Consider the following 20,063-nt stretch of genomic DNA (forward strand, 5'->3'; position numbering starts at 1 on the left):
GCCCATGAGCATCCACATCACACCCGGCGCGACCACCGTCCGGCGGCGTCTCGCGGTCTTCGTCGCGCTCCCCGTCCTGGCGTTCACGGCGGCCTGCGGAGGCGGTGGGGGCGCGGGCGGGGCCGAGGACGCCGGCGTCGCCTCGGCAGCCCCGCCCGCGGAGAAGCCGCCCGCGGAGAAGCCGGCCGCCGGGGGCGGCGGCAAGAGCGCCTTCTACGACGCCCAGTTGACGTACGTCCGGTGCATGCGCGCCAAGGCCGGCCTCAAGGACTTCCCCGACCCCCGGCTGAGCGGCTACCTCGACTGGGCGAAGATCGACGAGCTCGTCGACCCGGAAGGGGGCGGCGAGGAGTACAAGGGCGGCAAGGGCGGGGTCTGCGTGCCCGAACTGAGGGCCGCGATGAACCTGGAGCCGAAGCGCGACGCCCAGCAGGACTACGAGTCGATGCTCGCGCACGCCAAGTGCATGCGCGAGAACGGCGTATCGAAGTTCGGCAACCCGACGATGTCCGGCGGCAACGTCCTGCCCGGCGGCGAGACCGACCCCGCCGACCCGACGATGGACCGCGGCTCACCCGCGTACAAGGAGGCCCGCGAGGCCTGCAAGGACAAGCTGCTCGAAGGCCTGGACGGGATGCAGTGATGCGGCGCCGCAGGGTGGTGGGGGTGGGCGTGCTGGCCGCCGTGGCCGCCGGGGCCGGCACGCTCGTCGTCACGGGAAGCGGCACGGGGGCCGGGGACGGGCGCGCCGCCGGCCTGCCGCCCGCCACCACGACCGTCACCCGCACCGACCTCGTGGAGTCCAGGACGGTCGACGGGAAAGTCGACTTCGCCGACCGCCGCGCGGTGAAGTCGGCGGTCGGCGGGACGGTCACGGTCGCCGCGCGGGAGGGCGCCACCGTCGCCCGCGGACAGGCCCTCTACGAGCGGGACGACAAACCGGTGACGCTGCTGTACGGCCAGGTCCCCGCCTTCCGTGAGATGCGGGCCGGGTCGCGCGGCAGCGACGTGCTCCAGCTGGAGCGGAACCTCGTCGCGCTCGGTTTCGGCGAGGGCCTGTACGTCGATCCGCGCTTCGACGCTGCGACGGAGGCCGCGGTCAGACGCTGGCAGCGGACCCTGAACCGCACGCCCACCGGCCGGGTCGGCAAGGGGGACGTGGTCTTCCAGCCCGGCCGGGTCAAGGTCGTCTCGGCGGACGCGGCGCTCGCGGACCCGGTCGGCCCGGACGGGCCGGTCCTGACGGTCGCCTCGACGAGACCCGTCGTACGCGCCGAACTCGACCAGAGCGACGCCTCCCTCGCCGCACGCGGCACGAAGGTCGAGGTCACCTTGGGCAGCGGCAAGAAGGAGCCGGGCCGGGTCACGGGCACGGTACGGCCGCAGGACGCGGAGGCGTCCGGGGGCGGCGGCGCGGGTAGCGGGTCCGGCGGGTCGGGGGACGGGATCACGGTCGAAGTCACCCTGGACGGCGGCTGGTCGGTGGCCGCGGGTGAGGACACCCGGGCGACGGCGAGCGTACGTTTCGTCAGCGAGGCCCGCAGAAACGTCCTCACCGTCCCCGTCGAAGCGGTGGTCGCCCTGCGCGGCGAGGGCGGCGGCTACGGCCTTCAGGTCATCCGGGGCGCCACGTCCCACAGTTCGTCCGGCACCACGTCCCGCATGGTCCGGGTCGAGACGGGCATGACGGCCGACGGCAGGATCGAGGTCGAAGGTCCGGGCCTCAGGGAGGGCACGAGGGTCGGGATGGCGACCTCATGACCGGGACGCGGCCCACCCCGAACGCCGGCACCGAGCCCGCCCCCGCCTCCGTCTCTGCCTCTGACTCCGCCGGTCCCCCCAGCCCCGTCGTCGAACTGCGGGAGGTCACCAAGACGTACGCCGGGGACGTGCACGCCCTGCGCGGGGTGAGTCTCACCGTGCGTGCGGGTGAACTGCTCGCGATCGTCGGCCCCTCGGGATCCGGGAAGTCGACGGTCCTGAACATCATCGGCACGCTCGACCGGCCGACCTCGGGCACGGTCCGCGTCGCGGGCCACGACGTGAACGCGCTCGGCGACGCCCGGCTCTCCGCCCTCCGCGCCCGCCACATCGGCTTCGTCTTCCAGCACTTCCACCTCGCGGCGGGCCGCGACGCGGTCGACAACGTCGCGGACGGGCTGCTGTACGCGGGCGTGGGCCGCAAGGAGCGCCGCGCCCGCGCCCGGGCCGCCCTGGAGCGCGTCCGCCTCGGCCACCGGCTGGACCACCGGCCAGGGGAACTCTCCGGCGGCGAGAAACAGCGCGTGGCGATCGCCCGCGCGCTGGTGGGCGAGCCGTCCCTGCTCCTCGCGGACGAGCCGACGGGCGCCCTGGACACGGCATCCGGCGAGATCGTCATGGAGCTGCTCCACGAGCTGAACGCGGCGGGCACGACGGTCTGCGTGATCACCCACGACCACGACATCGCCGGCTCCCTCCCGCGCCGCGTCCGCTTCCGGGACGGCGCGATCGTCCCGGAGACCGGTACGGCTCCGGAGACAGGAGGCACGGCCGCCGCCCCGGACACCCGTACCGCTCCCACACGGCAGGTGAAGTAGACGATGAGACCGCGTACGCGCAAGAGACCGACCCACCTCCCCGATCCCGCCCCGAAGGCCTGCCGCCTCGCGCCGGGGGACGTCCTGCGGGTCGGCGCGGTCGGCCTGCGCGCACGCCGCGCGCGGGTCGTGCTCTCCGCCCTCGGCATCGCGATCGGCATCGCCACGATGGTCGCGGTCGTCGGTCTCTCCCAGTCCAGCAAGTCCGACCTGATGGCGCGGCTCGACCGGCTCGGCACGAACCTCCTCACCGCCGAGGCGGGCAAGGACGCCATGGGCCGGGACGTGAAGCTGCCCAAGTCGGCGGTGGCGATGGTGGAACGCATCGGCCCCGTCCGGCACGCCACGGCGACGGGGAACGTCGACGCGCACGTACGGCGCAGCGACGTGGTCCCCGAGGAGCGGACGGCGGGCGTGACGACGCAGGCGGCCGGCACCGACCTCCTCACCGCGCTCAACGCCCGCGTACGGGAGGGGACGTGGCTGAACAGGGCGAACGAGAGGCTGCCCGTCACGGTCCTCGGCGCGGTCGCGGCGGAGCGGCTCGGCGTCACCTCGCCCGGCGAGAAGATCATGATGAACGACACGTACGTGGTGGTCGTCGGCATCCTGGACCCCGTCGAGCTGGTCCCGACCCTCGACCGCGTGGCCATGGTCGGCTTCCCGGCGGCGGAGCGGTACTTCCACTTCGACGGTCACCCGGGCACGGTCTTCGAGCGTTCGTCCGACAAGGCGGTCGAGGACGTACGGGAGGTCCTGGCCCGCACGGTCAACCCGGGCGACGAGGGTTCGGTGAAGGTCTCCCGCCCCTCCGACGCGCTCGCCGCGAAGGCGGCGACGGACAAGGGCCTGACCACCCTCATGCTGGGCCTGGGCGCGGTGGCGCTCCTGGTCGGCGGGGTCGGGGTCGCCAACACGATGGTGATCTCGGTCCTGGAACGGCGCGCGGAGATCGGCCTGCGCCGCGCGCTGGGCGCCACGAAGAACGCGATCCGGCTCCAGTTCCTGACCGAGTCCCTGCTCCTGTCGGCGCTGGGCGGGGCGGCGGGCGCGCTGCTCGGCACGACGGTGACGTACGCCTTCGCGCTGCTCCAGCACTGGGCGCCGGTGGTGCCGCCGTGGTCGCTGACGGCGGGCTTCGCCGCGACGCTCGCCATCGGCATGGCGGCGGGCCTCTACCCCGCGATCAGGGCCTCCCGCCTCCACCCGACGGTCGCACTGACGGCGGCGTGAGGGCGGGCGGGGCGCCGACGGCGAGTAAGGCACCCTCCAGTACCCAGCCACGCCCACATGCCGCCCCACATACCCCATAAGCCCCATGCACCCCACATACCCCCGTATCATCACAGAGTGACCTGGCTGCGCGCGCTGAAGGAGACAGCACGCTCGGGCCTGACCGTCGAACGCAAACGCCTGGAGCCCCTCGTCGCCCTGCGCGGCGCCGCCGGCCTCGCGATCATCATCGGCGTCAGCCTCACCCTCTTCGGCCCGGCGGTGGCCGCGAGCTCTGCGTTCGGCGCGTTCCAGGCGGCCATCGCCACGTTCCAGCGCAGCTGGCGCCCCCGGCCGGAGCTGGCGCTGGCCTCCGGCACCAGCCTCGCCGTCTCGACCTTCCTCGGCTACCTGACCGGTTCCCACCTGCTGCTCTTTCTCGCCCTCCTCTGCCTGTGGACGTTCCTGGCGGGGATGAGCTGGGCGGCGGGCCCGACGGTCGGCATCATCGCGTCGTCCAACGTGGCGATCATGCTGGTGACGGTCACGCTCCCCACCTCGGTCGCGGCGGCGGCGGGCCATGCGGCGATGATGATCGTGGGCGGCTGCGTCCAGGCGGCGCTGGTGATCATCTTTCCGGTACGCAGATGGGGCGCCCACCGGGACGCGCTGGCCGACGCGTTGGCGGCGGTGGCGGACTACGCCCGCAGGCTCCGGCACGACCCGGTGGCCCTCTTCGACCCCGAACCCATGATGGCCGCGCGCGACGCGGCGACGATCACCCCGCGCCAGGCGCGGACCCGCCCCGCGGAACTGCACGGGGCGCGGGGCGTCGCGGAACGCATCCGCCCGGTGCTTGCCTCCCTGGCGGACCCTGCGGTCGGCGTCCCGGCGGAGGGGAAGGAGAGGGACAGGGTCCGCGAACTCCTGGCCGCGGCGGGGGCGGTCCTGGACGCGGCGGCCCGGGCGATCCGCCACGGTGACCCGGTCAGGATCCCGCCGGCGGCACTGGCCGCGCTGCGGACACCCGACACGGGGGCGATCCTGACGGGCCCGGCGTACCGGGCGGCGACCCGCCTGGGCGCGCTCCTGAAGGACGTACTGGAAACAGCAGGCACCACCCAACCCACCCGGCCCCCGGACACGGGGTCGGCGCCGGGATCCCTCCCGGACGGAGGGCGGGAGGCAACGCCCACGTCGGCATCAGCCGGGACGCCGGGACCCCCGCCCGTCGAGGACCCGGGCCCGGAGCCCGGGCGGGCCCCGGAGTCGGGGGCCGCGTTCAGTTCCGGTTCCGGGGCGGGGGGTAGGGCTGCCGGGGGTTCCGTTTCTGATACTCAGCCCGTTCCTCTCCTTCGGCCCACCCTTTTCGCTCTTGCGCCCGGGGCTCTGCGGGCCGTGCGGGGGGAGTTTCGAGCGGACTCGCCGGTGACCCGGCATGCGATCCGGGTCACCGCGGTGGCCGCCGCCGGGTATCTCCTCGGGACCTGGATTCCGTTCGGGCACGGTTACTGGGCGCCCATGGCCTCCGTCATGGTGATGCGGCCCGACTTCTCGCAGACGTACTCCCGTGCCGTGGCCCGGTTCGGCGGCACCCTCGTCGGTGTCGCCCTGGCCACGGGGCTGGTCCAGCTGGCCCACCCCGGCACGGGGCCGTCCGCCGCGCTCGCAGTCCTCTGCGCCGGGATGATGTACCTGCTGATGCGCACCGGCCAGGTGGCCGCGCAGGCCTGCGTGGCCGCGTACGTCGTCTTCCTGCTCGGGATGGGCGGCCAGCAGTGGACGCAGACCGTCCCTGAGCGGGTCGTCCTGACCCTGCTCGGCGGAGTCCTCGCGATGATCGCGTACGCGGTCTACCCCGCCTGGGAGACCCCGCGCCTGCGCACCCGTCTCGCCGACTGGCTGATCGCGTACGGCCGTTACGCCGCCGCCGTCGTCGACCACTACGCCCACCCGGCCGGCAAGGCCTGCCCCGACGTACGCCAGGCCCTGCTCGCCGCCCGTGACGCCCGGGTCGCCTGGCAGGAGGCGGGGAACCGGGCCGAGAACGAGCCCGTCCGCCACCGTGGCATCTCCCGGGCCGCGGCCGCCGACGCGGAGCAGGCCCTCGCGCAGATGGGCCGCGTCGCGATGCTGATGGAGGCGCATCTGCCGGAGCGCGGCGACACGCCGGTGCCTGCCGCGGCCCGCCTCGCCGAGGCGTTGCGCAAGGCGACGGAGCAGGGGGCGAAAGCGGTGCGGGAGCGGCGCGTGCCGCGGTGGGACGCGGTCCGTACGGCGCTGGAGGAGTGGGACGGCGAGGGCGTCCCCGACCGGGTGGTCCGCAGGGGAGCGGGTCTGCTCCTGGAGACCCTCGACGAACTGTCCGACGCCCTGGACACGTCGCCCCCACCGATGCTCGTGGACGGCGCAACGACAAAGCACCCCCAGCCCGGGCCCCGGCCAGAGCCCGGGCCCCGGGCTCAGCCCGCGCCCGACCCCGCACCCGCGTCCAAGTCCAAGGCTCAACCAGAGCCCGAGCCCGAGCCCCATCCCGCACCTCAACCCGAGCCCGAGGCGCAACCCGGGACCCACCCCGAGCCCGGGTCCCGCCCCGAGCCCGGGCCCCCGCCCCCGCCCGAGTCCGAGGCCCGGCCCGAGGGTCAGCCCGCGCCCGACCCCGAGTCCAAGCCCGGCCCCGAGCCCCAGTCCGCGTCCGATCCCAAGCCAAAGCCCGAGCCGGAGCCCCAGTCCGCGCCCGAGCCTGCGCCTCAACCCGAGCCCGCACCTCATTCCGAGCCCGAGCCAAAGGCTCAGCCCGAGCCCCAGCGCCAGCCCGAGCCCCAGCCCGGACGCCAGTCCCAGCTCCCACCCGGGCCTGCACCTCAACCCGAACCCGGGCCCGAGCCCCACCCCGAGAGACCGACCTCCCCCCAGCCACCGCCCCCCGACGTCGACGGGCCGCGGAGCCCGGAGGATCCCGGTTCCGCGGCCCGTTGAGGTGTGGCCCAGTCTCTTGCCGCGTCTGCCGCCCGGACCGGACCGGGGCCGTCAGAGACCCCGCACCCCCGCCCGGCCCATCGGCCGTCCCGCCTGTTCAGCCCGCTAGCGTCCGGCCCATCCGGCCCGCCCCGCCCGTCAGCTCGCTAGCCGTCCAGCCCATCCCGTCAGGACTGCGGCATCCCCGCAGTCGGCAGGCCCTCCGGCAGTTTTCCGCCCTTTGTCTTCAGGAACTCGTCCTTGCCCGCGCCTTCCCAGGTCACCGTCAGCTTCTTGCCGTTGACGGAGTCGATGCGTCCCTTTGTGCGGTCCGTGTTTCCCGTCGGGCACTTGAGGTCGATCGTCTGCGCGCCCGCCTTCTCGCCGGCCGTGCCGTTGCAGAGAACGTCCTCGCCGAGGAGCGTCGCCGTCTTGCCGGTGACGGCCAGGGCGAGCGGTTTCCCGCCGGTCGTGGTGACCCACGTGCCCTCCAGGCTGCCGGCCTCGCCACCCGACCCGCCCGACCCACCCGACCCACCGGTCGAGCCCTCGTCCTCGCTTCCGGAACCGCCGGTCGAGCTCGCGCCCGACGTTCCCCGGTCCTTGCCGCCACCACCGTCCCCGTCCCCGTTCCCGTCTCCGTCACTGCTGCAGCCCGTCAGGACCAGGGCGGCGGCCAGTCCGGCCACCGCGGCGCCCCTGCGGATGCCGCCGGTGCCACGGATCGTGCGGGCGTTGCGGGCGCTGCGGACGTACGTACGCACTTCAAGTCCCCCCAGTGAAGACGGCGTTGCCGGGGTCGGGTCGGGCCCCGGTCAAATCGCGCGCCAAGCTACCAGGAGGACTTGCGCACCCCGGGGAGAAATCCGGCGTGCGCTTGCTCACGCAGCTTCACCCTGGACAGCCCGAACGCCCCCACGTAACCGCGCGGCCGCCCGTCGACGCTGTCCCGGTTCCGCACCCGCGTCGCGCTGGCGTCCCGCGGCTGGCGCGCCAACTCCCGCTGCGCCGCGGCCCGTTCGGGCCCACTCGTGCCGGGCCTGCGGATGATCTCCTTCAGCTCGGCCCGCCGTGCGGCGTACCGCGCGGCGACCGCGCGCCGCTTCTCGTTCTTCGCGATCTTGCTCTTCTTCGCCATCGGCCGGCCCCTCAGACCTTCACGCCACGGGCACGGATCCTGGCGACGGCCGCCTCGATCCCGATGCTGTCGACGGTCTTGACCGCCTTCGCGCTGAGCCGCAGCCGCACGTACCGGCCCTCGTTCGGCAGCCAGTACCGCCTGCGCTGGATGTTGGGGTCGAAGCGGCGGGACGTCCGCCGGTGGGAGTGGGAGACGTTCTTGCCGAAGCGGGGCTCCGCGCCGGTCAGCTGGCAGTGGGCGGACATCGTGGTGACGCACCTCTCGGTCGAGGGATGGGACTCCCGCGAAGCCTAGCCTATTGAAAACGGGAGTCATTTTCATATACTGGCCACACCGACTTCCGAAAGGAGCCCTGACCACCATGCGCAAGGACATCCACCCCCGTTACGGCCCCGTCGTCTTCCGCGACAAGGCCGCCGGCTTCGCCTTCCTCACCCGCTCCACCGCCGTCGCGACCGCGACCGCCGACAGGACGGTGGAGTGGGAGGACGGCCGCACGTACCCGGTCGTCGACGTCGAGGTCTCGTCCGCGAGCCACCCCTTCTACACGGGCACCGCCCGCGTACTGGACACGGCGGGCCGCGTCGAACGCTTCGAGCGCCGCTTCGGCAAGCGCTGATGGCCGGCACGGACCGGCCGCGCCGGCAGGTCGGCCCGCGCCGGGAGAACGGCGCGCGCCGGTTGCCCGTCGTGATCGTCGGCGGGCTCCACGCGGCCGCCCGCAAGGCCGCCGTCGACGACCTCCTCACCGCCGTCCCCGGCAGCGTCGCCCTCCACCACGACCTGTCGACCGCCGCGCGGGGCACGGTCGTCCGCACGGTCCGCGACGCCTCCGGCACCCATTCCACCGGCGAGGCGCCGCTGGTCGACGACTGCGCGTGCTGCGCGCTCCGCGAGGACCTGGTGCCCGAACTGCACCGCCTCGCGGACGCCGGCCCGACCCGGCTGGCGGTCGTCGAACTGTGGGACTCCGTCGAGCCCAGACCAATGGCCGAGGTCATCGCCGCCCACGACGACGGGGCGCTCGAACTCAGCGGTGTCGTCACGGCGGTCGACCCGGCGCTCCTGCTCCCCTGCCTCGGCAACGGCGACGACCTGATGGACGCCGGACTCGCCGCGGCCCCGGCCGACCGGCGCACGGTCGCCGACACCTGGGCGCGCCAACTGGAGTACGCGCCCGTGCTCGCCGTCGCGGACTCCGCCGAGGCCGACGACGAGGACCGCGCCCTGCTCGCCCAGCTCCACCCGACGGCCCACCGGGTCGCCATCGGCGGTGGCGGACTCACCGCGGCGGCCCTCGCGGGCTTCGACGTCGAAGCGGCCGCCGCGGCCCAGCACCCGGCCTGCGCACTGCTGCCGGCCGAGGCCGACGCATGCGGGGTCTCCACCCTCGTATGGCACCGGGAGCGGCCCTTCCACCCGGAGCGGCTCTACGTCGCCCTGGAGGACCTGACCTGCGCCGCGGCGCGCAGCAGGGGCCGCTTCTGGCTGGCCGACCACCCGGACACGCTGCTCGCGTGGGACGCGGCGGGCGGCGCGCTCTGCGTCGAGAGCACCGGGCCGTGGCTGGCCTCGCTGCCGGACGCCGCGTGGGAGCTGGTCCCGCCGGTACGCAGGGTGGCCGCCGCTCTGGACTGGCATCCGGAGCACGGCGACCGCTGCAACCACCTGGTGTTCACGTCGCCCGGACTCGACCGCGACGGAGTCGAACGGCTCCTGGAGTCCTGCCTGTTGACGGACGAGGAGTACGCGGCCGGGCGCGACGCCTGGAAGCACCTGCCCCCTGCCTTCGACACCCTCCTGGAGGTCTGAGTTCTGGGTCTGGGTTCTGAGGGCTGAGTTCCGAGGTCTGAATCACCCGGCTGAACCACCAGAGCGATCCACCCCCGACACCCCACCCACGCCACCCCGCGCACGCCGTCGTCCGTGCACGGGTCCGGGCCTCCCGCGCCGCACCTCCCTCCGGGTGCCACGGGAGGCCTTTGCCGTGCGCGGCACCGTTCCCGATCCGGCCAACCTTGCGGCGGGGTCCATTATTTGAAATCTGGAACAGAAAAGCCCTCCGCTGCGTCTCTTCCTAGGCACGAAGGGTTCGATCCGGGCGATCCCGCGCGGTTATCGGCACGGAACTTCATGGACGGCATGCGGCGTTCGCATGGCATGGGGGGATTCGGAACAGGTGCTGACAGGCCTGTAACCAAGGGAACACCCCGCGTGCACGTGCATCTGCCCATGCATCGGCATGTGAACACAGCTATGATCCGGGACAGTTGACCATTGCATCTAGAGCCACTCACGGCACTGCACCACCGGGGAGCGACTGTGCACCACGCGTTTAACGGCATGGCGGCCACGGAGCTTCACGGGGTGGTCTGGCAGAAGAGCAGACACAGCAACTCGCAGGGCTCCTGCGTGGAGTTCGCCAAGTTGCCGGGCGGCGACGTCGCCGTGCGCAACTCCCGGTTCCCGGACGGTCCGGCGCTCGTCTACACGCGCGCGGAGATCGAGGCGATGCTCCTGGGGATGAAGGACGGGGAGTTCGACCACCTGATAGGTGGTTGACCCGCTGACCGCCGGTCAGCCCGCTGACCACGGCCCGCACCCCGGTGTCCGACCGGTCCGGCGCACACCCAGCCTCCGACCCCCGGCGCCCGCCCAGCCCCCACCCCTCAATCCACGTGCGGCCCAAGCCGGAACAGCGCCCACACCACCTTGCCCCGCAGCGCGCCGGCGAGCGGGTGCCACCCCCAGCTGTCGGCGAAGGAGTCGACGAGGAACAGTCCGCGCCCCGACTCCGCCGAGAAGTCGTCGTCGGCGTCGCGCGTGACCGGGCTGTCGTCGCTGGGGTCACGTACCGCGCACACCAGACGGGACGCCCAGCGCATCAGGTGCAGCCGCACGGGCGGGTCCTGGTGGTCGCGGGGCGTGTCCGCGGGCAGCGCGTGCCGCAGCGCGTTGGTGACGAGCTCGGAGACGACGAGCGCTATGTCGTCGAACCTCTCGTCCAGGTCCCACTGCCCGAGGGTCCTGCGGGTGAAGTGCCGTGCGCTGCCCACCGCTTCGTAGCGGGCCGGGAGGGCGACGGAGGCCGTGTCGGAGACGGCCGAGGGGTCGATCGGAGGTAGCCCCTGCCGTAACGGCTCGAGCATGGTCGATCCATTCGTCCCCATGCGAGGCACTCCCCGGTTTCGCGGTACGTAGCGATGGAGCGGTGGCGCGGTCGGTCGCCGATGGTGCGGTCGGTACAACAGTGGCGCGCGGACCATGGTTCCGAATGCGTACAGCAGATGCAAGGGCAGATGCACGTGCACGCGCCGGACTTGGCCCTTCCCGTGCCACTTCTTGCCCATTTCTTCCCACGACTTCTTCTGAGCGGCTTTCGAAGGCTTTCCATTTCTGTAACCGGACGTGTACGGCCCGAAGCGTTTAATGGCAGACTGCTGGCTTCCAGTCGATGGGGAGGATTGAGCGAAGTGACCGCAGGGGAGTCGAGCGGCTCGGTGGTACGGCGCATCCTGCTGGGCTCGCAGCTGAGGCGGCTCAGGGAGTCCCGCGGCATCACCCGTGAAGCGGCCGGATACTCGATCCGCGCATCCGAATCGAAGATCAGCCGCATGGAGTTGGGACGGGTGAGCTTCAAGTCCAGGGACGTAGAGGATCTCCTGACGCTCTACGGCGTCACGGACGAGGCCGAGCGCGGCGCGCTTCTCTCCCTCGCTAAAGAGGCCAACCTCACCGGCTGGTGGCACAGTTACTCGGACGTCCTGCCCGGCTGGTTCCAGACGTACATCGGTCTGGAGGGCGCCGCTTCACTGATCCGTGTCTACGAAGTCCAGTTCGTCAACGGCCTGTTGCAGACCGAGGCATACGCGCACGCCGTCGTCGCGCGCGGCATGAAGGGCGCGAGCAAGGGCGAGATCGAGCGGCGCGTCGCGCTGCGCCTGGAGCGCCAGAAGCTCCTCATCTCCGAGCACGCACCCCGCTTCCACTGCGTCCTGGACGAGGCGGCCCTGCGCCGCCCGTACGGCGACCGGGAGGTGATGCGGGGGCAGATCCAGCACCTCATCGAGATCTCCGAGCGGCCGAACGTCACGCTCCAGGTGATGCCCTTCAGCTTCGGCGGGCACGCGGGCGAGAGCGGCGCCTTCACGATGCTGAGCTTCCCGGAGTCCGACCTCTCCGACGTCGTCTACGTGGAGCAGCTCACCGGCGCGCTCTACCTCGACAAGGCAGAAGAGGTCGCCCAGTACGAGCGGGTGGTGACGCAGCTCCAGAAGGACAGTCCCGATGCGGTGGGCAGCCGAGATCTTCTCCGTGGTCTGCTCCAACTCACCTGAAACATAAGTACTATGACGTGAAATCAGGTGTCCGCCTCTGATTGCGTCCGCCTGTGTCCGTCTGCGTCCGTCTGCTGCCGCGGCAAGGGGTGTCCCTCTCATGTCCTTCTTCACCGACCTGGCTCATCAGTACATCGACGGGGAGTGGAAGGCCGGATCGGGTTCCTGGGACATCATCGACTTCAACCCGTACGACGGGGAGAAGCTGGCGTCCGTCACGGTCGCCACGGCAGACGAGATCGACCAGGCCTACCGCGCCGCCGAGCGTGCGCAGAAAGCGTGGGCCGAGACCAATCCGTATGCCAGGCGCGCCGTCTTCGAGCGCGCGCTGCGGATCGTCGAGGAGCGCGAGGAAGAGATCACCGAGGCGATCATCGCCGAGCTGGGCGGCACCCGGCTCAAGGCGGCCTTCGAGATCCACCTCACCAAGGAGTTCCTGCGCGAGGCGGTGCACCTCTCGCTCAGCGCCGAGGGGCGCATCCTGCCCTCCCCGGACGACGGCAAGGAGAACCGCCTGTACCGCGTCCCGGTGGGCGTGGTCGGGGTCATCAGCCCCTTCAACTTCCCGTTCCTGCTGTCGATCAAGTCGGTCGCCCCGGCGCTCGCCCTCGGCAACGCCGTCGTCCTCAAGCCGCACCAGAACGCACCCATTCTCGGCGGCGCCCTGGTCGCCAAGGTCTTCGAGGACGCCGGACTGCCCGGCGGGCTGCTGAACGTCGTCATCACCGACATAGCCGAGATAGGCGACGCGCTCATCGAGCACCCGGTGCCGAGCGTCATCTCCTTCACCGGCTCGGACGCCGTCGGCCGGCACGTCGCCACGGTCTGCGCCGCCAACTTCAAGCGTTCCGTCCTCGAACTGGGCGGCAACAGCGCCCTGATCGTCCTGGACGACGCCGACATCGACTACGCCGTGGACGCCGCGGTCTTCAGCCGTTTCGTGCACCAGGGCCAGGTCTGCATGGCGGCCAACCGCATCCTCGTGGACCGGTCCGTGCAGGCCGAGTTCACCGAGAAGTTCGTCGCCAAGGTCGCGTCGCTGAAGGTGGGCGACCCCGCCGACCCGGCCACCCACATCGGCCCCCTGATCAACTCCTCCCAGGCGGAGGCCGTGTCGACGCTCGTCGAGCAGACGGTCGGCGCCGGCGCCACGGCGCTGCTGCACGGGCGCACCGACGGCAACCTCGTGACCCCCTCGGTCCTCACCGACCTGCCCGCCGACTCCCCGGTCCTGGACCAGGAGATCTTCGGCCCCGTGGCGCTCGTCCTGCCCTTCGACGGCGAGGAGGAGGCGGTGCGCATCGCCAACGCCTCCCGGTACGGCCTGAGCGGCGCCCTGCACACCGGTGACATCGAGCGCGGCGTACGGCTCGCCAAGCGCATCCGCACCGGAATGATCCACATCAACGACGGCACCGTGCACGACGAGCCGATCGTGCCGTTCGGCGGCGAGAAGCACTCGGGCGTCGGCCGGCTCAACGGCGACGCGACGGTGGACGCCTTCACCACCCAGAAGTGGATCTCCGTCCAGCACGGCAGGTCGCGCTTCCCGTTCTGACCCGACCGCCCGAACGCCCGCCCATTCTCGTCGGGTTCACGCGGAACGCTTCTGCTCCGAGGGGTCTCTCAGTAGCTGTACGGCTGGAGTGGCCGTACGGCTGTTACCCCCTCTGAGAGGAGTTGTTCCGCATGGCGCGTCGCGTTCACGTACTGCTGCTGGCCATCCTGGCGTTGGTCGCGGGCTCGGTGTTGTCGTCCGCCCCGGCCTCCGCGGTCATCGGCGGATCGAAGAGCACCTATGCCCCGTGGGCGGTGCGCATGCTCGTCGACGGCAAACCGGCCTGCACCGGGACGGCGGTCGGCCGCCAGTGGATCCTCACCGCCTCGCACTGCTTCTACGAGCAGGCACGCCCGGTCCCCGACCGGCGGATCTCCTTCCGGGTGGGCAACCTCGACGTGCGCAGGGGCACCACGGTCCGCCCCATCCGCGGCAAGCGCGTGGGCAGTGCACACGCCGACATGATGCTCGTCAAGGTCCCGCCGATGAACGTCCGCACCGCGCGCCTCTCCACGGCCGCCGTCCACCGCGGCCAGGCCGTGCGCGTGTACGGGTGGGGCGCCACCTGCACCACGGACGAGAGCGCCTGCCAGTCCAAGGTCCTCAAGCAGTCGGAGCTGAAGGTCGTACGGGCCGACGACCCCAGCTGCGCCGGACACACCGCGCCGGGCGGCCCCGACTTCTGCATGAAGAAGGTGTCCGGGATCCCCGCCGGCGGTGACTCCGGCGGCCCGGTGATGACCGTCGGCCCGCGCGGCTCCGAGATCCTCGTCGGCGTCTTCAACGGCTCCGACCGGGAGAAGAGCGCCGAGGCCGGCGAGGTCTCGCAGCAGCTCTCCTGGATCCGCTCGGTCATCCGGCGGTAACGGCACGGGCGGCACGCACTTCACGGAGCCTTGCGGACAGAACCTGACCGCAAGGCTCCGTAGCGTCTGGGGTGTCGGAAAAACCGGCGGAACGGCGCCCGCGCGAGCGGGCCGGAGAGAGGCGGACACCATGGTCACCCACGTCAGCGCGGAAGCCCACGGCGACGAGCGCGGCGCTCTGCTCGCCTTCGTGGAGGCCCAGCGCGGCGGCCTGCGCCGCTCGGTGCTCGGCCTGACCGACGACGAGGCGAGGGCGCGGCCCAGCGCCAGCGAGCTGTCCCTCGGCGGCCTGGTGAAGCACGTCGCCGAGACCGAGCTGAACTGGCTGCGCATGGCCCAGCGGAAGCCGAACGACCGCGCCCGCACCCAGGAGACCTGGGGCGAGAGCTTCCGCCTCGTGGACGGCGAGACCGTCGCGGAGACCCTGGCCTTCTGGGACGAGGTCGCCCGTGAGACGGAGGAGTTCATCCGGTCGGTGCCGAGCCTGGACGACACCTTCCCGCTGCCCGAGGCGCCCTGGTTCCCGAAGGACGGCGCGGTGTCGATGCGCTGGCTGATGCTGCACCTCGTCGAGGAGATCGGCCGGCACGCGGGCCACGCCGACATCATCCGCGAGTCCCTCGACGGAAAGACCGCGTTCGAGCTGGTGGCGCTGGAGCAGGGATACCCTAGTCAAAATTGATGACCCGGGGGCGAGGAAGGGCGCGGTAGATGTCTGCGATCCGGCTGCTGGTACTGGGAGCCGTGCGCCAGCACGGCCGCGCCCACGGCTACCAGGTCCGCAACGACCTGGAGTACTGGGGCGCCCACGAGTGGTCCAACGCCAAGCCCGGCTCGATCTACCACGCCCTGAAGCAGCTGGCCAAGCAAGGTTTCCTGATCACTCATGAGATCGCGCCGTCCACGGCCGGCGGCCCGCCGCGCACCGAGTACGAGATCACCGAGAAGGGCACCGAAGAGTATCTGACGCTGCTCCGCGGTGCCCTCGTGGAGTACGGCCAGAAGCCGGACATGCTCACGGCCGCCCTCGGCTTCATCGTCGACCTGCCGCGCGACGAGGCCGTCGCACTCCTTGAGGAGCGGCTCGCCGGGATGGCGGCCTGGCGGAAGACCGTCACGGAGTACTACACCCCCGAAGAGGGCCCCGGGCAGCTCGGGCACATCGGCGAGATCATGAACCTCTGGGTGCACCAGGCCGACGGCGGCGCCGAGTGGACGCGCGGGCTGATCGAGCGGATCCGCGGCGGCGCGTACACGTTCGCGGGCGAGGGCGCCCGGTTCGTCGCCGTGCTCGCCGACGGCGAGGAGAACCCGTACGCGACGGGGGAGCGGCACACCGGGGACGGCGGCTGACGCCGAATGCGGCTTGCACCTCACGCGACGTGAGGACCCAGGCTGGTCCGCGTACGGAAGAAGAAGGGCGGAAGCCATGAGCTACTCCGTGGGACAGGTCGCCGGTTTCGCCGGGGTGACGGTGCGCACGCTCCACCACTACGACGCGATCGGCCTGCTCGTGCCCGGCGAGCGCAGCCACGCGGGCCACCGGCGCTACGGCGACGGGGACCTCGACCGGTTGCAGCAGATCCTGTTCTACCGGGAACTCGGTTTCCCCCTCGACGAGGTGGCGTCCCTCCTGGACGACCCGGACGCGAACCCGCGGGATCACCTGCGCCGCCAGCACGAGCTGCTGACCGCGCGGATCCACCGGCTCCAGGAGATGGCCGCCGCCGTCGAGACCGCCATGGAGGCGAAGAAGATGGGCATCAACCTCACGCCCGAGGAGAAGTTCGAGGTCTTCGGGGACCACGACCCCGACCAGTACGCGGAGGAGGTCGAGCAGCGCTGGGGCGACACGGAGGCCTACCGCGAGTCGCAGCGCAGGTCCGCCTCGTACACCAAGGACGACTGGAAGCGGATCAACGACGAGTTCGCCGCGGTCCACGCGCGCGTGGCCGACCTCCTTGCGGCGGGCGTGGCCGCAGGCTCCGAGCAGGCCATGGACGCGGCGGAGGAGCACCGCCGCTTCATCTGCGCGTACCACTACGAGTGCTCGCACGAGATGCACACCTGCCTCGGCGAGATGTACGTGTCGGACGAGCGCTTCACCGCCTTCTACGACGCCATCCGCCCCGGCCTCGCGGTCTACCTCCGCGACGCCATCCTGGCGAACGCGGCGCGCAAGGCACCTCACGGCGAGGGCCGCTGAGGCCGCGCACGGGCTGAAGGGGGGCCGGGAATCGCCCGGCCCCTGCCCCGTGAGGGAGAGTGGAACCCGGCCCGGCCGCCCGGCGTTGATAACTTTGGGCGGCTGCACCCGCCGCCGCACCGCCCCCTCACCCTCAGGAGCCCGGAACCGTGACGACGCTTGCGCTCGGACCAAGCTGGTTGGATCCGGATCATCTGCTGAACCAGTTCGGCATCTGGGGCCTGCTCGTGATCGTCTTCGCCGAGTCGGGCCTGCTGATCGGCTTCTTCCTGCCGGGCGACTCGCTGCTCTTCACCACGGGCCTGCTGATCACCACGCACAAGCTGGACTTCCCGCTCTGGCTCGCGGTGCTGCTGATCTGCGTCGCCGCGATCCTGGGCGACCAGGCGGGCTACCTCTTCGGCAAGAAGGTCGGCCCGTCGCTCTTCAGCCGCCCGGACTCCAAGCTCTTCAAGCAGGAGAACGTGGTCAAGGCCCACGAGTTCTTCGAGAAGTACGGGCCGAAGTCGCTGGTCCTCGCCCGTTTCGTGCCGATCGTGCGGACCTTCACGCCGATCATCGCCGGCGTCTCCGGGATGCGGTACCGCTCGTTCATCACGTTCAACGTCATCGGCGGTGTCCTGTGGGGCGCGGGTGTCACCCTGCTCGGCTCCTGGCTCGGGAACATCGAGTTCGTCCACAAGAACATCGAGGCGATCCTCATCCTGATCGTGCTCGTCTCGGTGGTGCCGATCGCCATCGAGTTCCTTAGGGCGCGCGGCAAGTCCAAGAAGGCGGCGGCGGCCGCGGGCGGCCCGCAGGCTTCCCGGGGCCGCCACGCGAAGCGCTGAATCCTCCGCCCCTGGGTCAGAAGCCCCTGGTCCGCTTGGCCGCGCGGCGGTTCGCCGCCGACGCGGCCCCCGGCACCTTAAGGATCAGCCGGGATACCTCGCTCCCCAGGTTCACGCCGATCGCGATGGCCAGGGCCGTCGCGACGGCCTTGGTGAGCGAGTTGATGCCCGTGTTCAGGTCGTTCTGGGCCAGGGCGAGCAGCCCGAAGTACGTCGCGCTACCGGGCAGCAGCGGGCCGATCGCGGCCGTCACGTACGGCAGTGACGAGGCGAACCGGTAGCGCGAGAAGAGCTGCCCGAACAGCCCCACCAGACCGGCCGCCACCGCCGTCGCGGCCACGGGGGAGAGCTCCAGCGGCGTCTGCGCGAGCGCGCCGAACATGACCCAGGCGATACCGCCGTTCAGGGTCACCATCAGCACGGTGTTACGTTCCTGCTGGAGCAGGATGGCGAAGGCGAGACTCAGCGCCATCGACGCCAGGATCTGGATGACGGGGCGCGACGAGGTCACGCCGAACTTCGTCTCCGGGGTCAGATTGGTCGCGTCGAGCATCACGCCGAGCGACAGCACGAGCAGCACGCCGCAGACGATGCCCACGATCAGGTACATGACCTCCAGCAGGCGTGCCGCCGCGGTGATGTAGTAGCCGGTCAGGCCGTCCTGTACGCCCGCCACCAGGGCCCGCCCCGGGATCAGCGCGAAGAGCCCACCGGTGATGACCGCCGACGCCATGGACGCCTCGGTGTGCACGAAGCTGAGGGCCACGCCCATCCCGGCCGGCGGCATCGCGGCGCCCACGAACTGGTAGAACTCCGGCAGCCCGCGCCCCGCGCAGAGCCACGCGAGACGGTCGCCGAGCATCGCGCCGACGGCGGCCACCAGGAAGACCAGCGCGCCACCGCCCACCAGGACGGAGGCGGAGCCCGCGAGGAGTCCGCTGGCGGCCGTGAGCGCCCAGCCGGGGTAGGGGTGGCGGTTGCGCCGGATGCCGGCGAGGCGGCGGTAGGCCTCCTCAAGGGAGACCTCCAGATCCGGGTCGCTGATGTCGTCCACGAGGTGGAACACGGCCGCGAGCCGCGTGTAGTCCGTGCCCCGGCGGCGCACCGTCCTGGAAGCCGTCACGGGGTCGTCCACCAGGGACGGCTGGTGCGAGATCGACAGGAGCGTGAACGTCACGTTCGGCTCGCAGCGGTCCAGGCCGTAACTGCGGCAGACGGCGAACATCGCCGCCTCCACGTCCTCGGCGCCCTCACCGCCCGCGAGCAGCAGCTCGCCGATACGCAGGGTGAGGTCGAGCACACGGGGAACGGCGGGCGCGGAATCGCCCTCCTGCTTCTGGGGGACCTCCGGCGCGGGCCGCTCGGTGACCGGCATGCGCAGCATGGTGCGCATCTGGTCCTGCCAGGGGACCTCCTTGGTGAGCTTCACCAGGGGGACGCCCTGGGCGGGCGTGAAGGCCGGCGGGGCGTTGCGGGAGCTGTAGGTGTGCGGCGTGGTGAACGCCGACTTCTCGGTCTCCTGGGTCGTCGAGGACGGCGCGGCCAGACCGGTGGGGACGGCGAACTCGGATGTCGTCTGGGACTCGTCCTCAGGAGCCGGTGCCTGCGCCGCCACACCGCTGGGCTGCACGAAGGCACTGCGGGCCTCGTCCGACTGAGGCTTTCGGTCCTCGGCCTCCTGCTCGGCCACTGATGCCCTCACTTCTCATAAGACTCGTACGCACCCTCCGTATGGCCAGTATGGGCACAGATACACGAACGGGCCGTGCGACCCCGTGGGTCGCACGGCCCGCCCGGGGCGAGTGGCTCAGTGGCCGCCCTCGTCCTTGAAGCGCTTGTAGGAACGCTCGATCTCGGCCTCGGCGTCGGCGCGGCCCACCCAGTCGGCGCCCTCGACGGACTTGCCGGGCTCCAGGTCCTTGTAGACCTCGAAGAAGTGCTGGATCTCCAGGCGGTCGAACTCGGAGACGTGGTGGATGTCGCGCAGGTGCTCGACGCGCGGGTCGGAGGCCGGCACGCAGAGCAGCTTGTCGTCGCCGCCCGCCTCGTCGGTCATCCGGAACATGCCGATCGCGCGGCACTTGATGAGGCAGCCGGGGAAGGTCGGCTCGTCCAGGATGACCAGGGCGTCCAGCGGGTCACCGTCCTCGCCGAGGGTGTTCTCGACGAAGCCGTAGTCCGCGGGGTAGCTGGTCGACGTGAAGAGGCGACGGTCCAGACGGATCCGGCCGGTCTCGTGGTCCACCTCGTACTTGTTCCGCGAACCCTTCGGAATCTCGATGGTGACGTCGAACTCCACGGGTGGCTCCTCCATGATCAGCACATACTTCGGGTGATTAAGTGTCCCTCACGCAGATGTGTGATCGCGAAAGGGGC

19 protein-coding genes and 2 pseudogenes are annotated in these 20,063 nt (G+C 71.5%); 15 read left to right on the forward strand and 6 right to left on the reverse strand.

The window, feature by feature from the left end:
- Window positions 1-4 precede the first annotated feature (4 nt).
- From ACZ7DY_RS25005 to ACZ7DY_RS25025, 5 genes and pseudogenes are all read left to right on the forward strand, one after another.
- On the forward strand, window positions 5-643 hold the full coding sequence (locus tag ACZ7DY_RS25005; RefSeq protein WP_471138564.1) for a lyase family protein: 639 nt from the start codon (window positions 5-7) through the stop codon (window positions 641-643).
- On the forward strand, window positions 643-1,761 hold the full coding sequence (locus ACZ7DY_RS25010; RefSeq protein ID WP_471138566.1) for a peptidoglycan-binding protein: 1,119 nt from the start codon (window positions 643-645) through the stop codon (window positions 1,759-1,761). Before ACZ7DY_RS25005 ends, ACZ7DY_RS25010 begins: the two co-directional genes overlap by 1 nt.
- Window positions 1,758-2,579, forward strand: coding sequence for an ABC transporter ATP-binding protein (locus tag ACZ7DY_RS25015; RefSeq protein WP_471138568.1), 822 nt, complete (start codon window positions 1,758-1,760; stop codon window positions 2,577-2,579). The genes ACZ7DY_RS25010 and ACZ7DY_RS25015 overlap by 4 nt, the downstream gene beginning before the upstream one ends.
- A 3-nt stretch (window positions 2,580-2,582) precedes the next feature.
- Window positions 2,583-3,812 carry an ABC transporter permease gene (locus tag ACZ7DY_RS25020; RefSeq protein WP_471138569.1) on the forward strand — a complete coding sequence of 410 codons (1,230 nt, stop codon included), beginning with the start codon at window positions 2,583-2,585 and terminating at the stop codon, window positions 3,810-3,812.
- A 117-nt stretch (window positions 3,813-3,929) separates the two neighbouring features.
- Window positions 3,930-6,182: pseudogene (locus ACZ7DY_RS25025) on the forward strand (FUSC family protein); the annotation flags it as partial.
- 755 nt (window positions 6,183-6,937) lie between these two features.
- Here the strand turns inward: ACZ7DY_RS25025 and ACZ7DY_RS25030 are convergent.
- The 3 genes from ACZ7DY_RS25030 to rpmB all read right to left on the reverse strand — a co-directional run bounded on the left by ACZ7DY_RS25030 (window position 6,938) and on the right by rpmB (window position 8,135).
- On the reverse strand, window positions 6,938-7,513 hold the full coding sequence (locus ACZ7DY_RS25030; RefSeq protein WP_471138571.1) for a hypothetical protein: 576 nt from the start codon (window positions 7,511-7,513) through the stop codon (window positions 6,938-6,940).
- Window positions 7,514-7,581: 68 nt separating this feature from the next.
- Complete coding sequence (rpsN, locus tag ACZ7DY_RS25035) at window positions 7,582-7,887, reverse strand: 30S ribosomal protein S14 (protein WP_471138573.1); 306 nt, start codon at window positions 7,885-7,887, stop codon at window positions 7,582-7,584.
- Between the two features lie 11 nt (window positions 7,888-7,898).
- Window positions 7,899-8,135, reverse strand: a complete 237-nt coding sequence (gene rpmB / locus ACZ7DY_RS25040) for a 50S ribosomal protein L28 (RefSeq protein ID WP_471138574.1) — start codon at window positions 8,133-8,135, stop codon at window positions 7,899-7,901.
- 116 nt (window positions 8,136-8,251) lie between these two features.
- Here rpmB and ACZ7DY_RS25045 point away from each other — a divergent pair, with 116 nt between their 5' ends.
- The 3 genes from ACZ7DY_RS25045 to ACZ7DY_RS25055 all read left to right on the forward strand — a co-directional run bounded on the left by ACZ7DY_RS25045 (window position 8,252) and on the right by ACZ7DY_RS25055 (window position 10,452).
- Window positions 8,252-8,509 (forward strand): type B 50S ribosomal protein L31, encoded by a 258-nt coding sequence (locus ACZ7DY_RS25045; RefSeq protein WP_471138575.1) that lies wholly within the window; start codon window positions 8,252-8,254, stop codon window positions 8,507-8,509.
- Complete coding sequence (locus tag ACZ7DY_RS25050) at window positions 8,509-9,702, forward strand: CobW family GTP-binding protein (RefSeq protein WP_471138577.1); 1,194 nt, start codon at window positions 8,509-8,511, stop codon at window positions 9,700-9,702. The genes ACZ7DY_RS25045 and ACZ7DY_RS25050 overlap by 1 nt, the downstream gene beginning before the upstream one ends.
- 510 nt (window positions 9,703-10,212) lie before the next feature.
- A complete protein-coding gene (locus ACZ7DY_RS25055; RefSeq protein WP_223775964.1) occupies window positions 10,213-10,452 on the forward strand; it encodes a DUF397 domain-containing protein in 240 nt (79 codons plus the stop codon).
- A gap of 107 nt (window positions 10,453-10,559) precedes the next feature.
- On the opposite strand, the gene ACZ7DY_RS25060 is transcribed toward ACZ7DY_RS25055, so the two are convergent.
- Window positions 10,560-11,060, reverse strand: a complete 501-nt coding sequence (locus ACZ7DY_RS25060) for an ATP-binding protein (protein ID WP_471138578.1) — start codon at window positions 11,058-11,060, stop codon at window positions 10,560-10,562.
- Between the two features lie 303 nt (window positions 11,061-11,363).
- Between ACZ7DY_RS25060 and ACZ7DY_RS25065 the strand changes: the two genes are divergently transcribed.
- From ACZ7DY_RS25065 to ACZ7DY_RS25095, 7 genes and pseudogenes are all read left to right on the forward strand, one after another.
- A complete protein-coding gene (locus ACZ7DY_RS25065) occupies window positions 11,364-12,227 on the forward strand; it encodes a helix-turn-helix domain-containing protein (protein WP_471138579.1) in 864 nt (287 codons plus the stop codon).
- 100 nt (window positions 12,228-12,327) lie between these two features.
- Window positions 12,328-13,785 carry an aldehyde dehydrogenase family protein gene (locus ACZ7DY_RS25070; RefSeq protein ID WP_471138580.1) on the forward strand — a complete coding sequence of 486 codons (1,458 nt, stop codon included), beginning with the start codon at window positions 12,328-12,330 and terminating at the stop codon, window positions 13,783-13,785.
- A gap of 131 nt (window positions 13,786-13,916) precedes the next feature.
- Window positions 13,917-14,651: a S1 family peptidase gene (locus ACZ7DY_RS25075; RefSeq protein WP_471138581.1), complete on the forward strand. Its 735-nt coding sequence runs from the start codon at window positions 13,917-13,919 to the stop codon at window positions 14,649-14,651.
- Between the two features lie 130 nt (window positions 14,652-14,781).
- On the forward strand, window positions 14,782-15,333 hold the full coding sequence (locus ACZ7DY_RS25080) for a DinB family protein (protein WP_471138582.1): 552 nt from the start codon (window positions 14,782-14,784) through the stop codon (window positions 15,331-15,333).
- A gap of 29 nt (window positions 15,334-15,362) precedes the next feature.
- Entirely contained in the window at window positions 15,363-16,004 is a 642-nt protein-coding gene (locus ACZ7DY_RS25085; RefSeq protein WP_471138584.1) for a PadR family transcriptional regulator, read from the forward strand.
- 76 nt (window positions 16,005-16,080) lie between these two features.
- Entirely contained in the window at window positions 16,081-16,857 is a 777-nt protein-coding gene (locus ACZ7DY_RS25090) for a MerR family transcriptional regulator (RefSeq protein WP_471138586.1), read from the forward strand.
- A gap of 149 nt (window positions 16,858-17,006) precedes the next feature.
- Window positions 17,007-17,654 (forward strand): annotated as a pseudogene (locus ACZ7DY_RS25095) (DedA family protein); the annotation flags it as partial.
- 49 nt (window positions 17,655-17,703) lie between these two features.
- On the opposite strand, the gene ACZ7DY_RS25100 reads toward ACZ7DY_RS25095, so the two are convergent.
- On the reverse strand, window positions 17,704-19,377 hold the full coding sequence (locus tag ACZ7DY_RS25100; RefSeq protein ID WP_471138587.1) for a threonine/serine exporter family protein: 1,674 nt from the start codon (window positions 19,375-19,377) through the stop codon (window positions 17,704-17,706).
- A 117-nt stretch (window positions 19,378-19,494) separates the two neighbouring features.
- Window positions 19,495-19,986, reverse strand: a complete 492-nt coding sequence (locus ACZ7DY_RS25105; protein ID WP_055701044.1) for an inorganic diphosphatase — start codon at window positions 19,984-19,986, stop codon at window positions 19,495-19,497.
- Between the last annotated feature and the right edge of the window lie 77 nt (window positions 19,987-20,063).

Source organism: Streptomyces sp. NPDC037013 (assembly GCF_055607265.1).

What these genes read in the sequence shown, in the direction of transcription:
- ACZ7DY_RS25005 (WP_471138564.1), top strand. Translation starts at nt 5, where the DNA reads ATGAGCATCCACATCACACCCGGCGCGACCACCGTCCGGCGGCGTCTC.
- ACZ7DY_RS25010 (WP_471138566.1), top strand. Translation starts at nt 643, where the DNA reads ATGCGGCGCCGCAGGGTGGTGGGGGTGGGCGTGCTGGCCGCCGTGGCC.
- ACZ7DY_RS25015 (WP_471138568.1), top strand. Translation starts at nt 1,758, where the DNA reads ATGACCGGGACGCGGCCCACCCCGAACGCCGGCACCGAGCCCGCCCCC.
- ACZ7DY_RS25020 (WP_471138569.1), top strand. Translation starts at nt 2,583, where the DNA reads ATGAGACCGCGTACGCGCAAGAGACCGACCCACCTCCCCGATCCCGCC.
- rpsN (WP_471138573.1), bottom strand. Translation starts at nt 7,887, where the DNA reads ATGGCGAAGAAGAGCAAGATCGCGAAGAACGAGAAGCGGCGCGCGGTC.
- rpmB (WP_471138574.1), bottom strand. Translation starts at nt 8,135, where the DNA reads ATGTCCGCCCACTGCCAGCTGACCGGCGCGGAGCCCCGCTTCGGCAAG.
- ACZ7DY_RS25045 (WP_471138575.1), top strand. Translation starts at nt 8,252, where the DNA reads ATGCGCAAGGACATCCACCCCCGTTACGGCCCCGTCGTCTTCCGCGAC.
- ACZ7DY_RS25050 (WP_471138577.1), top strand. Translation starts at nt 8,509, where the DNA reads ATGGCCGGCACGGACCGGCCGCGCCGGCAGGTCGGCCCGCGCCGGGAG.
- ACZ7DY_RS25060 (WP_471138578.1), bottom strand. Translation starts at nt 11,060, where the DNA reads ATGGGGACGAATGGATCGACCATGCTCGAGCCGTTACGGCAGGGGCTA.
- ACZ7DY_RS25070 (WP_471138580.1), top strand. Translation starts at nt 12,328, where the DNA reads ATGTCCTTCTTCACCGACCTGGCTCATCAGTACATCGACGGGGAGTGG.
- ACZ7DY_RS25075 (WP_471138581.1), top strand. Translation starts at nt 13,917, where the DNA reads ATGGCGCGTCGCGTTCACGTACTGCTGCTGGCCATCCTGGCGTTGGTC.
- ACZ7DY_RS25080 (WP_471138582.1), top strand. Translation starts at nt 14,782, where the DNA reads ATGGTCACCCACGTCAGCGCGGAAGCCCACGGCGACGAGCGCGGCGCT.
- ACZ7DY_RS25085 (WP_471138584.1), top strand. Translation starts at nt 15,363, where the DNA reads ATGTCTGCGATCCGGCTGCTGGTACTGGGAGCCGTGCGCCAGCACGGC.
- ACZ7DY_RS25090 (WP_471138586.1), top strand. Translation starts at nt 16,081, where the DNA reads ATGAGCTACTCCGTGGGACAGGTCGCCGGTTTCGCCGGGGTGACGGTG.